The 15,215-nt window shown below is 61.6% G+C and carries 12 protein-coding genes and 1 tRNA gene; 7 read left to right on the plus strand and 6 right to left on the minus strand.

Features of this window, described 5'->3' with window-relative positions; translation table 11 throughout:
- Positions 1 to 269, plus strand: a 269-nt coding sequence (locus tag ACOVQ0_RS13535) for a glutathione S-transferase family protein (protein WP_421885322.1), incomplete at its 5' end; no start/stop codon positions are given.
- A 79-nt stretch (positions 270 to 348) separates the two neighbouring features.
- Here ACOVQ0_RS13535 and ACOVQ0_RS13540 read toward each other — a convergent pair.
- A complete protein-coding gene (locus tag ACOVQ0_RS13540; RefSeq protein ID WP_084278547.1) occupies positions 349 to 1,314 on the minus strand; it encodes a complex I NDUFA9 subunit family protein in 966 nt (321 codons plus the stop codon).
- 231 nt (positions 1,315 to 1,545) lie between these two features.
- On the opposite strand from ACOVQ0_RS13540, the gene ACOVQ0_RS13545 reads away from it, so the two are divergent.
- From ACOVQ0_RS13545 to ACOVQ0_RS13560, 4 genes are all read left to right on the plus strand, one after another.
- A tRNA-Leu gene (locus ACOVQ0_RS13545) sits at positions 1,546 to 1,632 on the plus strand.
- A gap of 166 nt (positions 1,633 to 1,798) precedes the next feature.
- Positions 1,799 to 3,025 carry a tyrosine-type recombinase/integrase gene (locus ACOVQ0_RS13550; RefSeq protein ID WP_287213238.1) on the plus strand — a complete coding sequence of 409 codons (1,227 nt, stop codon included), beginning with the start codon at positions 1,799 to 1,801 and terminating at the stop codon, positions 3,023 to 3,025.
- 278 nt (positions 3,026 to 3,303) lie between these two features.
- Positions 3,304 to 4,104, plus strand: a complete 801-nt coding sequence (locus tag ACOVQ0_RS13555) for a hypothetical protein (RefSeq protein ID WP_007683848.1) — start codon at positions 3,304 to 3,306, stop codon at positions 4,102 to 4,104.
- Positions 4,097 to 7,417, plus strand: a complete 3,321-nt coding sequence (locus ACOVQ0_RS13560; protein ID WP_226019779.1) for a DEAD/DEAH box helicase — start codon at positions 4,097 to 4,099, stop codon at positions 7,415 to 7,417. The genes ACOVQ0_RS13555 and ACOVQ0_RS13560 overlap by 8 nt, the downstream gene beginning before the upstream one ends.
- 60 nt (positions 7,418 to 7,477) lie before the next feature.
- Here the strand turns inward: ACOVQ0_RS13560 and ACOVQ0_RS13565 are convergent, their stop codons facing one another.
- From ACOVQ0_RS13565 to ACOVQ0_RS13585, 5 genes are all read right to left on the minus strand, one after another.
- On the minus strand, positions 7,478 to 8,491 hold the full coding sequence (locus ACOVQ0_RS13565) for a hypothetical protein (protein WP_421885328.1): 1,014 nt from the start codon (positions 8,489 to 8,491) through the stop codon (positions 7,478 to 7,480).
- 66 nt (positions 8,492 to 8,557) lie between these two features.
- Positions 8,558 to 8,758: a hypothetical protein gene (locus ACOVQ0_RS13570; protein WP_212597506.1), complete on the minus strand. Its 201-nt coding sequence runs from the start codon at positions 8,756 to 8,758 to the stop codon at positions 8,558 to 8,560.
- A gap of 191 nt (positions 8,759 to 8,949) precedes the next feature.
- Positions 8,950 to 10,179, minus strand: a complete 1,230-nt coding sequence (locus ACOVQ0_RS13575; protein WP_226019592.1) for a phospholipase D family protein — start codon at positions 10,177 to 10,179, stop codon at positions 8,950 to 8,952.
- A 262-nt stretch (positions 10,180 to 10,441) separates the two neighbouring features.
- Positions 10,442 to 11,023: a thermonuclease family protein gene (locus tag ACOVQ0_RS13580; RefSeq protein WP_226019591.1), complete on the minus strand. Its 582-nt coding sequence runs from the start codon at positions 11,021 to 11,023 to the stop codon at positions 10,442 to 10,444.
- A 60-nt stretch (positions 11,024 to 11,083) separates the two neighbouring features.
- Positions 11,084 to 11,641, minus strand: a complete 558-nt coding sequence (locus ACOVQ0_RS13585) for a lytic transglycosylase domain-containing protein (protein WP_370631727.1) — start codon at positions 11,639 to 11,641, stop codon at positions 11,084 to 11,086.
- 171 nt (positions 11,642 to 11,812) lie between these two features.
- On the opposite strand from ACOVQ0_RS13585, the gene ACOVQ0_RS13590 reads away from it, so the two are divergent.
- Together ACOVQ0_RS13590 and ACOVQ0_RS13595 are read left to right on the plus strand one after the other, a co-directional pair.
- Entirely contained in the window at positions 11,813 to 12,721 is a 909-nt protein-coding gene (locus tag ACOVQ0_RS13590; RefSeq protein WP_226019589.1) for a DUF7146 domain-containing protein, read from the plus strand.
- A 74-nt stretch (positions 12,722 to 12,795) separates the two neighbouring features.
- Positions 12,796 to 15,215 (plus strand): strawberry notch-like NTP hydrolase domain-containing protein (locus ACOVQ0_RS13595; RefSeq protein WP_421885331.1); only part of this gene is annotated, 2,420 nt, incomplete at its 3' end.

Raw genomic sequence — 15,215 nt, forward strand, 5'->3', positions numbered from 1 at the left:
TGCGGCTGGCGGACGAGCACCTCTATTACATCGACTACCTGATCGATAACCGCCCGTGGCTGGCGGGCTCTACCATGAGCCTTGCCGACCTTGCCGCCGCCGCGCAGATCTCGGTGGCCGATTACCTCGGTGGAATCGACTGGTCGGGCCACGAACAGGCGCGCGGCTGGTACTCGGTGTTCAAGAGCCGGCCCAGCTTCCGCCCCCTGCTGGCAGAGCGGATGGACGTAATCCAGCCGCCCAGCCACTACGCCGACGTTAACGCCTGAAGGTGAGGGGCAGGTTAGGGGTAGGTCAGCGGTAGGTTCGGGGCAGGTCCGCTTACGGTTCGCGCAGCCGGGCCGCAGGTCAAGCCGACTTTGCCCGCACCCCGAAGCGGCCGAACTTGCGATAGCGAGTCATCCAGCGGTCGAGAAACAGACCGAGCGGGCGCGGCGTCACGCCAAGCCCTTCGATCCCCGGCAAGGTACCCGTCGCAAAGTTTCCGGCCTTGAGCAGCTTCCACTGAGCCGTGCTCATCGGCGCGCCCGGCAGCCAGCCGGTCAGCGCCGCGAACGCCGCCGACACGCCGTCGGGCAGCTCGGCCAGCACCGGCGTCCGGCCAGTGGCCTTGGCGATGCGGCGGTTGAGCTCGCCCATGGTGATGACCTCGGGGCCGGCCAGTTCGTAGGTCTTCCCGCCGTGCGCCTGCGGGTCGGCCAAGGCATTGCCCACCGCTTCTGCGGCATCGTCGACGAAGACCGGCTGCAGCCGGGCCGCGGGGCCGAACACCGGCAGCACCGGCAGGCGGGCCATCAGGTTGCCGAACATGTTGAGGAAGTTGTCGTCCTCGCCGAACAGGATCGACGGACGGACCACAGTCGCGTTCGGAAAGGCGCCGAAAACAGCGGCTTCGCCTTCGGCCTTGGTGCGGGCGTAGGGCACGTCGGACCCGGCATCCGCGCCCAGGGCTGAGACGTGAACAAAGGCGCTGGCGCCGGCCGCAGCGGCGGCCTCGGCCACGCGGGCAACACCCTTGCCCTGCAGCGAATCGAGATCGCCGGCAAAGGCCCCGACGAGATTGACGACGGCATCGACGCCGATCAGCGCCTTGGCCAGGGTTTGCGGCTTGAGCACGTCGACAGCGACGAACTGCGTCTGCCCCAGCGAGCCCAGCGGCTTCAGGCGATAGGCTCGTTCGGGGTGACGGCTGCAAACCCGCACCCGCGCCCCGCGCGACAGCAGTTCCTGCGCAAGGTGCGTGCCGAAGAAGCCGCTGCCGCCAACCAGCGCAACCAGCCTGCCTTCGAGATCGCGCGTCCTGCCACTTGCCATTGTGCCCGTATCCTGCCTGTGCGCCCGGAGAAATCCGGACCTGTCGCGCCGCCTTTGCCACAGCAGCAGGCGCGGTTTCAATGGCGAAACACCCCCAACCGGCATGTGTTGCCAGACTCCGGCGAAAAAGAGTGCGCACTCGATGGATTTGCCCTGTTGACACCCCGCAGCCGGTGCCTTAGTGGCGCCCTCCTACCCGGCAGGGACGGCCCTTTTGCCCCTTGCTACCGTGCCCAGATGGCGGAATTGGTAGACGCACCAGCTTCAGGTGCTGGCGCTCGCAAGGGCGTGGAGGTTCGAGTCCTCTTCTGGGCACCATTTGTTCTTCTCAGAAGAACCCAGCAAGTGTATTAAACCCGCAGAAATCCAAGGGAATTGGCCCTTGGATCGTGCCGGATCGTCCCGCCTTTTCTCGGGGGTTCCGCACATTTTTGCGGGCCTTTTACGGGCCTTTGCGAAAACCACATTGGGAAAAGGCCCGCCCATGCCTCTGACCGAAACCCGGCTTCGCGCACTCAAGCCAAAGGACAAACCGTACAAGGTCGCCGACGACCGCGGATTGTACATCGAGGTGTCTCCATCGGGCGGAAAACTTTGGCGATTCCGCTATCGAATCGGCACCGTTGAAAAGAAGCTCTCGATCGGCTCCTATCCCGAAATCAATATCAAGGACGCACGCCAAGCGGCCTATGAGGCGCGGGTCAAAGTCGCGGCGGGCGGTGACCCGGCGATGGAGAAGCGCAAGCAGAAGATCCGTTCGGAATTCCTTTCCGCCCAGACATTCGAAGCGGTGGCACGCGAGTACATCGATGAGATGATGGTGCAGAACGGTCGCGCGGATGCGACCATCATCAAGGCCAACTTCTTCCTCGACCAGCTGACGGCCGCCATCGGCAGCCGTCCGATCGATGAGATTGAGCCGTTCGAGGTGCTGGCTCCCCTCAAGCGCCTCGAAGCGAAGGGCAAGCACGAGACCGCCAAAAAGACCCGATCCTTTGCGAGCCGCGTGTTTCGCTATGGAGTTGCCACGACGCGCTGCAAAGGCGACCCGACGACGATGCTCCGCGGGGCGCTGATCACGCCCAAGGCAAAGCACTATGCAGCGATCCTTGAGCCGAAGGATCTTGGTGGGCTGCTCCGTGCGATCCAGGACTACACTGGCAACTTCATCACCCGGTACGCCTTACTCATTGCACCCCATGTCTTTGTACGCCCTGGCGAGCTGCGGCATGCCGATTGGAAAGAGATCGACCTCGAAGAAGGCGTCTGGCGCATCCCAGAGGGAAAGATGAAGGCGCGCCGCCCTCATGCCGTGCCGTTGTCCAAACAGGTAGTCGGGTATCTCAAAGAACTTGCCGAGATGGTCGGCACTGAAGGGTACGTGTTTCCGTCAGCCCGCGCGTCCGTCCGCCCGATGAGCGAAAACACCTTGAACGCCGCTTTCCGGCGGATGGGTTTCACGAAGGACGAAGTCACCGCGCATGGTCTTCGGGCTACGGCTTCCACCATGCTGAATGAAAGCGGCCTCTGGAATCCGGACGCGATCGAACGAGGACTGGCTCACGGTGATAGCAACGCAGTCCGCGGCGTCTATCACCGTGGCAAGCACTGGGAGGAACGTGTCCGCATGGCGCAGTGGTGGAGCGACTACCTCGATACGATCCGGGAGGGCGGCAAGGTCATCAAGGGCGCGTTTGTGGGAAGAGCCTGACCAGGATTTCGAATACCGGTAGGGTATAGCTGGAACTGGGACTTACCAGTCATTCCGCCGCCACAAGGCCAACGACAGGTCATTCGCCAAAACCAGACATCCGCACCGACCTGCCCCCGAGTGTAACCCGCACTTCTAGCGATCAATTGCATCCAACTTGATCTGCTTGAGCTTAGATATGTTCTCATTGGAGCCGCCGATCTGTATATCTCTCCGAAGGCCGTGTTCGGCATCACTTGGGAGGGGGCCATGGACGGGTTAGGGTCTTCAGAGGCGCGATGCCTCTCACGCTGATACCGATATCGCATGGAACTCTTTGTCACGGCTCGCGGTGGACCGTTTCCGACGAGGACGATCTTGCCAGCAAGGTCGCGCGCTTGGCGCTTGGGCAGACGCGACATGTAGCAGCGATCCTGACCGGTATCGACAAACGGCCGCCTGTCACCCGCGCGGACACGGCGGCCGGTGCGATCAAACTGCTGACCGTGCCGAAGGATAAGCCCCCGTATCATCGCGATGGCTGGGTTTTCCAGGCGATCTCATGGATCGCGGCGCACCGTGCCGATGCCGGAGCGGTGATCCGCGCGCCGCATATGATTCATGCGCACAAGGGCTTTGATGGCTTCCAGTTGAAACTCGATGAGTCCGGCCAGACCGTCTCAGCGGTGGTGATTTTCGAGGACAAGGCGACGGAGAACCCGCGCAGCACGATCGCTGGAGATGTGTGGAAAGGCATCCGAGATCTGGAAAGCGGACTGCGCATGAACGAACTGATCCCGGAGGCTGGCGGCCTACTCGAAGCCCACCAGCAACGATTTCCCGAACTCGATATTGACGGTGCGGTGGAACGGATAGCCTGGGAGGAAGCCCGGCATTTTCGTGTCGCGGTCACAGCCGACATAGCTCATGACAATGACGACGCGCGAGCTGCACTGTTTAAGGGGTTTGACGAGGTTGCGCCTGGGCTCGCGAGTCGCCGCCAAGCGGAAACCATTGCGATCCCGAAGCTGCGCGACTGGATGAAAGCTTTTTCGGCTAAGGCGATCAAGCAAATCGAGGCATGGCGGGACGATGTTTGATCCTGTCACGATCGACCTTATCAGGGGCGCACCGCCACTTGGCGACCTCGACTTTTCCGAGCTGCCCCAACGCTTCACCAATGCCTTCGCCGAAATCGTCGCAGCGCGAGTCCGGCTGCGAGGTGCCGCAACGGTCGAGCAGCGCGGCGAAGCCTTTATTGAGCTGCTTTCGGAGATGCGCCGTCTGGCGGCGGCGCAGGAGCTGCTCGTCGCAACTGCGCCGGAGCGTGCCGACCGCGCCTCGGCCGCATTCGTGGCCGGCACCGCACACCAGCTGTGCCTCATGGCCGAGACCGTCGTAGCCGAAGGCGAGCCGTGTTTTTCCAGCATTAACGCTATCCATGCCGATCATGACATCTGCGCGACGCTGCTGTTCTTGATCGCGGACTCGCAGAGCGACGCTGCCGAGATGGCCAAGCGGCTCAAGCGTCCGGACGGCGACCTGAGCGCCGAAGGTCGACTGGTCGCCGCGATCGCCGACTTGGCTACTGGCCGTCTGCGCGAAGTGATCACAAGCGAGGTCGACGAAGACAATTTCGAATTCTACGATCCTCCGTCTGATACGACCGCCAGCGGTATCGCAGTGGAAGCGCTTCTTCGCCGGCTGCACGCGGGCGTCATCCAGCTCGCGCGTGAGCTGCTCGTTCCACCACACGAGGGCGTCGCGGCGGATGCGATCCCGGAATCGCGCCGCATTTTCGCCCAGGTGCGCGACCTTTCCGTCACCCCGATTGAAGGTGTGTTCGAAGAGGATGGTCCCGAGGTCTTCAGTTCCTTTCCCGGTCCGCTCCACATCGCCAAGCTGCTGCTGGCGGTGTCGGGCGATCTGGCCGAAGCAGCACTTTGCCGGGTTCCTGCGCCGAATGGCATCGACCCAAGCGCGTGGTGGCAGGTCATTCGCCGGGCCGCGCGCAAGCGCCCCTATCTCTGGCGAAATCACCGCGAGGCGCTGGAGAAGGGCTATCTCGCGAAAGGCGTTTCGGCGGCGGTCAGCTTCCCAACCGGGGGAGGCAAGTCGACGCTGGCAGAACTTAAGATCGCTGCGGCGCTGCTTGGCGGCGGACAGGTCGTTGTGCTCGCGCCGACACTGGCGTTGGTCGACCAGACCGCCTTCACGCTTGGCAATGCGTTTAAGGACTATACCGTTCTCGGCGATCTCGACGACGAGATCACCTTCTCCGACGTCCTCGAGCTTCCGGAGATAATCGTCACCACGCCCGAGCGCTGTCTCGTGCTGCAGTCGATACAGCCGGAAGCATTCGCGCAGGTCGCGCTCGTGGTGTTCGACGAGTGCCACCTCATTCATCCTCGCGAATCCGACCGCAGCCGGCGGGCGATCGACGCAATGCTGTGTATCCTAAATCTCACTAGCTATGCGCCCGGTGCCGACCTGTTGCTCGTATCTGCGATGATGCAGAACGCCGAAGAGATGGCCGGCTGGGTGGCCGAGCTCACCGGCCGCCCTTGCCTCCCGCTCGACCTCGCTTGGAAGCCGACCCGCCAGGCCCGCGGCTGTGTGGCCTATGAAGCCGCGCGCATCACCGAGCTCAACGAACTGCTCGCCACGGAACAGCTCACCGCGACCACTAAGGGCGTGCCCAAGCCTCTCGCAAGCCGCCTCGATGCGGCGCCCTTTGCCTTTTTCTGCCTGCGGCAGACCTGGGCGACCCGCAAGCGCGACGACTATGCGCTGATGGCGCTGCTTGACGAGGCGGTGCCGTTCGCGACCGGCGTGTCAGAAAAATCCGGCGACTGGTATATGACGCCGAACGGCAACATCGTCGCGGGTACGATCGCCGCGGCAGCAGCCGAGGACGGCCTAAAGACCCTGACCTTCGTCCAGAGTACGATCGCCGCCGAATCCACCGTCCGGCATTTTCGTAGCCTGCTGCCCAAGCGTCGCGTCGTGCTCACCGAGGAGGAGCAAGGTTGGCGCAAGCTGGTCGAGGAAGAGATGGGCGGGCCGCAGCACTGCTATCTCAAGCTAGACGCTTCCGGCCAGGTTGATGGGAGCGCCACCAGCCATCACGGCCAGCTGCTTAAGCCCGAGCGCATGCTGCACGAGTCGTTATTCAAGCGGCGTGACGGTGTCGACGCCCTGTTCGCCACTTCGACCCTGGCGCAGGGCATGAACCTGCCGAGTGACGTGGTCCTGATCGCCGGCGACAGCCGCTGGGACGTGTCGGACGACAAGTTCAAGCAGCTGGACGCGCACGAACTGCTCAATGCCGCCGGCCGGGCCGGGCGTGCGGGCGAAGGCGGCCAGGGCTTTGTGCTGGTGGTGCCGAGCAAGATCATAAACATCGATGATGATGACAATACGATCCATCGCCACTGGATGTCGCTCCAGAGCATCTTCTCGCAGTCGGACCAGTGCTTGAAGATCGATGACCCGATAACCGGCCTGCTGGATCGCATCCACATGCAGGCGCACGAAGGCAATGAGGACTATTTCCTTGCCCGACTGCCAGTCGGCGAGTCGGATGCGCCCGACGAACCCGCCAAGGCCATGATCCGTCGATCCTTCGCCGCGTACCGCAAGCGCCAGGAAGGCAAGGCCGAGTGGATTGAAAGCCGCATCGTCGCAGCGCTTGCGCGCCGTGACGAGCTGGCGCCGAAGCAGGACCTGAACTGGCTCGAGCGAGTGGCTGCCTCCGCGGGGCTACCCTATGAGGTCGTCGCCAGCCTGGCTGCGCTGATCGAGGCGGGGGCGTTTGACGGTGACAGCACGGACTGCATGAATACGTTGTTTGACTGGATCGAGGCCAACCCGACCTGGTTGATGCACCTGATCAGGCCCAACGACATCGAAGGGCTGTTTGGGAAGGACTATCGTGCGATCGCCGGCAATGCCGCCAAGGCGAAGGTCGCCTTGCCGCAGATCAGGCCGCTGCTGACCGCATGGATGGCGGGAAAGCCGCTCTGCGAACTCGAACGGGCGATCGGAACCAAGGAGCATCTTATCAAGACCTGCGAGACCGCGCGGCACTTCGCGGTTCGCCTTGTTCCGGACTTGGCCTTCGTCGCCGGCCTGCCGGCACGCATACTCGCGGCAAGAGCCGTGGCGGCTGGAAAAGAGCCTGTCATGCCGATTGTCTTGCAGACTTTGAGCGGCGTGGTCCGCAAGGGCTGCGCAAGCGCTGAGCAACTCGCGAACGCGGTGCATCTGAACTCGGATTCACGGCCCGCTGCTCGTGCGCAGTTCCTGCAGATCGAGCGCCATATTCCAGCGGGCGAACCCTTCGAGACTTTTGACACCGTCCTTGAGCGGGTCCGGCATGCTCATCTGCTCGCAATGTTCGACGAACTCTAGCAACTCTGGATCAACCAATCAGCCTAGCCGGCCGCGACCGGGGGTGACTCATGGCGACGGTCAAAGCGTGAGCATGTCGGCATAGTCCAACATTGGCCCAATCGAGAGAAAGACGGGCTTCAACGGAGCCGACGGCCTGCGCTTTGGCCGGAAGACAATCCGTGCCTCCTTTTGGTAGGCGTACCCGAAGTGCTTCGCCATTTCGGGCACCCTGAACTTCGAATAATCTCGGTACGGATCGTAATAGATCACGCTGCCTTCCATCGGCTCGTAGTCCGGGTTCGATGCGAGGAAGGTAGAGATCAGCCGCTGCTTGAAACGAATGGGATCGTGGATCACGATCGCCGCGTCGGCCTCAAAGTCCGTCGGCATCCGATAGTGGATGTGTTCGCAAAGGCTGACGAGAAAATAGTCATCGAACACGAGGGGCAGGACGATGTCGTCGTCGTTGAACTCAAAGCGGTGCCCTTGGACATCTAAATACGTCCGATTCTCCATCCGCTCCCGCCAAGTGGGAATGAAGAACGTCCGGCTGGTCTCGTCGTCGCGGACAGCGCTGAGGAGGTTTGCGTCGTTATAGAGTCCCGCGTTAGCGATCCTCATCTCGCCATGCTTAAACATCGGTTCGAGGAACTGGCGCTTGCCATATTTGACGAGGATAGGCCCTGTCGGGGTCGAGTAGCCTTCAAAGAGCGTTACACCGACCGGCGTCCCCTTCTCGAAATATTTGAGCAGCGGCGCACGCGCCCTGCCGATCACCTCGTCAGGCGGCATGCCATTTCGTCTTGCCCCGTATTCCTCGAGCATATGGGTGAAGACCTGCATGTATTCGTCGGTCTCCGACATCGCGACCATCGTGATCTGGCCTTGCGGACTGACCTCCATGGCGTTCATAAAGATGTTGCAGAAGCGCTCAGCCACCCGGTCCTCTGGCGCCCCGAGTAGGTAGGGCCGCGCGAGATACGCGTGACGCCAGACCTCATGGAGAGCCAAGCGGCCAGGCTGCTCCGACTTCCACTCATAGTGGCGGCGCCTGGCCTCTACAGCCTCATGCCGCTCGCGAATCTGCTCCACGCTCACTTTCATAGTTGATTAGATAGCATCTCCGTCGCACCGAGCATCACATGCGGTGCGTCAGGATCACCACGGCAGTTCTTCGATAAACAGGATCAATTCCTGGAAATCCGCGGGCCCAAATCCAAAGGCATGCCCGCTCTCGTTAGGGGAAAATCGCGCGACTGCATCGATCACGGCGGCACTGAACCCTTCGTGGCGGGGATCGTGTTCGGCTTGCCATGCGCTGAGCGCCGCGAGGCGCGCAACGTAGCCGGATGGTTTCAAAACGACGAAGTCGTTCTCGCGTTGCCCGAGGGTCCGGTGTGATCGAGGACCAGACGTTCACCGATGACGGAGTGGGCGACCAGCTTTGGGTCGCGCGCTGCCGGAATCAGAACGCCGCAACATGGGACAAAACTGCCATTCGCCGCCGCTACCGGAGGCGTCCAATTATGCCAGGGGAGAACGGCAGCCGATCAGTCCTGGTCATCGCCTTCATCGTCATCGGGCCGATCCTCATGCCAATAAACGTAGTTAAATAGTGCATCGAGTTCGGTGAAATCGCGAAGCCCGAGCGCCTTGCGCACAGCGTCCGCGTGATCGCAATAAAGCTGATAGATGTCGGGGCTCAGGCTTCCCTTCGATGGGTGAAGCGGAAATCCATCGTAGCCAGCGAGACGCAGGCCCGCGACCGCATTCTGATTCATTACCGCGAAACGTGTGTTGTCCAGCGTGTGCAAAATCTCGGTAAGGAGATTGATCCCAGCACCTTTGATGTTCGCAAACGCCGCGTGGAGAGTGGCGAACGCATCACGCGGCGACAAATCAGCGTGATCGATGATTGACGCCACCGCGCGGACAAAATCCTCTCGCTTGTCAGTAATGCGCGTCTTTGCGCGGTCGAGGCCGCCCGAATGGAATGACCCGATCAGATGCTCATATTCGGTCAGGAAGCCACGCGCTGTTTTCCCCTTCCACGCCGCGATGGAACGAAGCTGTGTCGGCGCAACCGCAAGATTGTTCCGTCTGACTTCCATCTGAGCATTGAACGGCGATGATGCGCCACCTTGCTTCATCATTCGCAGGAAACCGGCTAGGACATCGAGTGACGCTTCGCCGGAATCAACAGCGCGCGTGGCGCGACGCCTTGCAAAACGGGCCCATGCAGCGTTGATCGCATGATCTTTTGCATAATCGTCAATCAGCGGCTTCGTCGCCAGCACAATCTCATCATTGTCGGTCAAGTCATCGAAATGCTCTGTGATCTTTTCCATCATCGTGCCGCTCTCATCGTCGATGAGAACCGACGCTTCATAATTTTGAAGCAGTCCGCCTTGTGTGAAGTTCGCCGATCCCACGACGACCTTGCATTCATCGTCGTACTCGAAGGCATAAATCTTGGGATGAAACGTACTCTCGGAATTGCTGAGGTATAATTCCAGATCGTGCTTCTTGCTCAACCGGAAGAGGGATCGAAGCAACGCGGGATCAGTGTGATAAAAATCCAGGCCAACCGCGAGCCGCGCTGTCATGCCTTTGGACAACGCCTTTTCCAGCGATGCCTTCATTTCCTTCCAGCCCGACATTTTTGCGAACGCGACCATGCACTCGAAACGCCGTGCGTTCCTGAACAGCGCGCCAATCTCCGTCCGGTGATCCGTGCTGTCGTCATTGAGCAGAAGTTGGATTGATTGCGCGTTTGCCATGATGCCCCCATGAATTCAGGGGGATATGTAACGTCTTAGCGCACAAACGAAAGAAGGCGGTGGCAATAGCAATGGTTCGTCATCTCCCTGTCACTGGCGAGCTTTTCAACCAAGGCGCCAGCGATCAGAGGCGAGGCGCCACACGTGACCGGTATTTCGCGTAACCGCACCTTCCCAGCGCTGCGAGTTAACGGCGATAGTTGGTCGGATCCTGCCGATCAATCCTGCAACAAATGTTGACCGGTCAGTGGCACGGTCACTGTCAGCACCACGGTTCCCGACGCCCGGTCCATGTGCGAGCCAGCCCCTCACGCACAAGCTGATCCCCAAGTGATTGGCCGCCCCGAACAACGACCCGAAGCTTACGTCCAAATCGGTCTTCATCGCGGTTTCCAATCGGCCTGACCTCGAAAGTGCCTTCGTTCAAAAGGTCGCGAAGCCGGTAAGTCGCCTTCATACCAAGCTGATACTCAGAATCGCACTTGGGCTCGCTGATCTCGGGGGTGTCGATGTCTGCGATCCTGATCTTCTCACCCTCAAGCCAGAAGGTATCTCCATCAACGACGCAGGTCCGACGTGTAACTCCGCAAAGCTCGAAGCGCGGTGAGGCGCTTCCGGCCATCAGCGAAAGTTTAGGCGGGAGTTCTGACGGGGCGGTCGAGGTCAGACCGGACACGGGCCAACTCAATGCCAACATCCCGGCAGCGACGACGATCGAGAATGCGCCTAGACCAAACATCCAATCCTTGCGCCGACGCTTGTCGTGCTGCTTCTTCAGTTTGTCCCGGAAATCGAAGCGAACGACGTTGTCATCCTTTGTGCCTCGACCTTCTTTTCGAGCCATCAAACTTGGCCTTCCCTACTCAAGCAATCGCTTCTTCATTTATCCATAGACGAACGCCTTTCATATGCGCGAGCCAATTGCTTGCCATCGTTCGAGCACGCTGCGGACATAGTCGGGCGTCTCGCTGTTTCTGGGAATGCCACCAGCTCGCGAAACCGCTCCAGGTCCAGCATTATAGGCAGCGAGGGCGAGATGTATCTGCCCAAACTTGTCCAGCATCTCGCGCAAGTAGCGTGCCCCGCCATCAATGCTCGCAACAGGATCATGCCGGTTCGTGATGCCGAGGTAGCGAGCCGTGCCTGGCATCAGCTGCGCCAGCCCCGCCGCGCCAGCGGGGCTGATCGCCATCGGATTGAAGCGCGATTCAGTCCAGATCAACGCCTGCAGCAAGCCAGTGGGTAGGCCATATCGAAGCTCTGCCTCCCGCACATTCGCCAAATAGATCACCTCGCGGAACGAGGGCGCGAGCGCCGCCTTGCGCAGACTCAAGTTCATCTCACCGTGTGCCGGGATGGCCGGCTTGACAGCCTCAGGCTCTACAGGGGTCGGTCGATGTTCGAATATCGCGAAGGATGGCGTGTCTGCTTGGGCTGAAACCTGCACCGCGGAAACGCTCATAAGGATCATCCCTATCCTTCCAAATCTGATCATCATCCATCTCGTCGCATTGCCTCGAATCGAATCGGAACGTATGGTGAACAAAGAGGTGTAGGAAAGTGCTATTACGCGCGCGATAGGGAGGAGAGGTCGCTCGCAAGGGGGCGGTATTTAGAGCTTGAGGAGCCCCGCATGTCCCACGCGTTATCCAGTCCTCCCAGCTTGTCCCTTGCTTCAGCAGCAAAGCAGCTTTGCGAGGAGCTGGGAGGGTATTGGTCCGGCTGCAAGGGCATGGCGCGATGTCCCTCCCACGATGATCGAACGCCCTCGCTCAGCGTAACTTTGGGACGACGCGCGATCCTCTTTCACTGTTTCGCGGGCTGCAGCCAGCATCAGGTGCTGACTGCACTTGCCGCTCGAGGTGTTTCGCCGGGGAGCTTCTTTGCTGGGAAGGTCGAAGTCGAGCCAAGTGCCAATGTCTGCAAGCCAGCATACAATGCGTTTGCAGAGCGAATTTGGCGTGAAGCAACGCCAATCGACGGTACTCCCGCCAAAACCTATCTCCAGGCCCGCGGCATCCGCGCCGTCTCTCGCGCGCTCAGATTTCACCCTCATACCCCGCTCGGACCGAAGGGGAACACGCAATACTTGCCTGCTCTGATCGCGGCAGTGACGATGGATCATGGGCTGGTCGGAATTCACCGCACGTTTCTCAACCCGCTGAGGCCCGCGGTGCCACCTTTCGCCAACCCAAAGCGCGCACTCGGGAGCTTGGCATCAGGCGCAGTTCGCCTCTTCGAACCTATCGACGGGCGGCTCGGCCTTGCCGAAGGTATCGAGAGCGCGCTCGCTGCCAAGGCCTTGACCCAGATCCCTTGCTGGGCCTCGCTCGGCAATGAGCGTTTTGGCCTCGTGTCGATCCCGGAAAGCGTGAGCGAATTGCATCTGTTCGTCGACCATGATGCAGGCGGCGACATTGCCGAGGAACGCGCGCGCAGCGCCTACGCCTGTGAGAACCGAACGATCGTCACGCGTCGCCCGCGCGGTCACGGGAAAGACTGGAACGACGCCTTGCAAGCGTGGCTGCGGTCCAAGTCCTGACGTGAAGAGAGGGGAGAAGGCTTTTGGCCTGATGAAGCCCGGCCAGTGGACTGGGCTTCGTCAGGAGGTTCCAAATGCTCAGCTCTGTTCCCGCTCTCTTGCTTCCCCCACCATCTGAACCGCTAGTTCTGCTAGCTGCTCGCACCATCGCCGCAAACCTAGCATCCGGCGAACCGATCACGCGTCGGCAACTGCATACGCTTCTGACCGATCATTTCGGCGGCACAGACGCAGATGGGCGCTGGTCGGTGCGCGATGCGCATATCGCCTTGGAATTGGCTCAGACTGAATTCCTGCAGGCCACCCCACAGATCGACCTTGCCGCTTCGGCAGCCGACGCCGACCGGATGTTTACGGCGTTGGAATCCGTGCTGCCGACCCAGACCAATCGCAGCGACGAGCAGATCGAATGGCAGCAGTTCGCAACACCGCCGGGCATTGCCTGGCTTGCCGCCCGGGCGTGTGCCCTGGCCACGGGCGAGCTCGTCCTGGAACCCTCGGCCGGAACCGGAATGCTCGCGGTCTGGGCGGCCAAGGCTGGCTCGCGCCTTGCTCTCAACGAAATCTCGCCGCTTCGCCGCGACTGCCTGAGCGCCTTGTTCCGTGCGGCCCGAGTGACCGGCCATGACGCTGAGCTGATCGACGAACTGCTCGATCCAGCCATCATCCCGAGCGTCGTCTTGATGAACCCTCCCTATTCCCACGGCATTGAGCGAGGGCACGATAGTCGCACTGGCTCGCGCCATCTGCGGTCGGCCTGGAACCGTCTGGCGTCCGGGGGGCGGCTTGTCGCGATCATGCCTGAATGGTTCGACTGCGCGAAGTGCCTGGCGGGGCTGAAGGGACCGATCTCGCTGCGGCTCAATGCCGCCGTCGAACGCGCGTTCGTCAGGCAGGGCACCGGCATCACCACGCGGCTGTTGGTCTTCGACAAGGTGGAAGGCTCCTCGGAGGCGGTCACTATCCGCACAAACGACTTTCGCCAGCTGGTCGATTTTGTCGATGCTTTGCCGGCTCGCGCCAGCTTGGAGGCTGTTACCGAGCAATCGAGCCTTCCGGCTCGTGCGCCGTTTCGCCTGGTGGCGGTGCCGCGCAGGCCGCTGCCGACACCAGCCAGGATCACGCCTCCAGCCTCCGCCATCGGGTCGCTCACCTACCAGTCGCTCGAAACCCCTGCGCCGCTTGCCCCTCAGGTCGGCCACTATCTGCCCTATCGCCCGAGCAGGATTGTGATCAATGGCGCGGCCGAGCATCCGACGCAGCTCGTCGAGTCTGTTGCCATGGGGTCGATCGCCGCACCGATGCCCGAAGCTGTGCCGCAGCTGCCCAATGGTCTGGTTGCCAAAGGGCTGCTGTCGGCTGCCCAGGCAGAGACTCTGATCTACGCGGCAAGCGCCCATGCGCGCGATCTTCCCGGCCGGTTCGAGCCCGAGGACAAGGGTTGTTCGCTCAAGGCATCTGCGGAAGGCCAAACGTACCGGCAGGGCTATTTCCTTGGTGATGGAACGGGCGCCGGCAAGGGCCGCCAGGTTGCGAGCGTCATCCTCGATCGCTGGGTGCGCGGGGAACGACGCCATATCTGGGTCTCGAAGAACGAGGCTCTACTGGAAGATGCCCGGCGCGACTGGGCTGCGCTTGGCGGCCTGCCGATCGACATCCAGCCGCTTGCGTCCTGGAAACTCGGCACGCCCATCGCCATGCGCGAGGGAATTCTCTTCGTGACCTACCCGACCCTGCGCTCGGGCCGAAACGATGCGACTCGCCTCGACCAGATCCTCGCCTGGGCTGGGGACGACTTCGACGGCGTCATCGTATTCGACGAGGCGCACGCCATGGCCAATGCTTCTGGCGGCGAAGGATCGCGGGGCAAGGTAAAGGGTTCTGAGCAGGGTATCGCTGGCGTGCGCCTGCAGAACCTCTTGCCCCGCTCACGGGTGCTCTACGCTTCGGCAACCGGCGCGTCCGACGTCAACAATTTGGCCTACGCGACGCGTCTTGGCCTTTGGGGACCTGAGACCGCCTTCGCCAATCGCGAGGCCTTCGTGGCCGACGTTCGTGACGGCGGGATAGCAGCAATGGAGCTGGTCGCCCGGGACCTCAAGTCGCTCGGCCTCTACACCGCGCGAGCATTGTCCTTCGCCGGCGTCGAATACGAGATCCTCGAGCATCGCCTGACCGAGGATCAGATCGCGGTCTATGATGCCTACGCTGAAGCCTGGGCGATCATCCACGCCAACCTGCGCGAAGCGCTGGAGGCCACGAGGATCGTCGATAGCGAAACCGGCGGGACGCTCAACTCGGGCGCCAAATCCGCAGCGCTGTCCATCTTCGAAGGAACCAAGCAGCGCTTCTTCGCGCAGCTGCTTCTGTCGATGAAGCTGCCCAGTCTGTTACCAGCCATCGACGCGGCGATTGCCGATGGAAACGCCGCAGTCGTCCAGCTGGTCTCGACCGCAGAAGCCATGCTCAATCGTCGGCTTGCCGACCTCTCGGA

The organism is Novosphingobium sp. (genome assembly GCF_049240505.1).
Taxonomy (GTDB): domain Bacteria; phylum Pseudomonadota; class Alphaproteobacteria; order Sphingomonadales; family Sphingomonadaceae; genus Novosphingobium.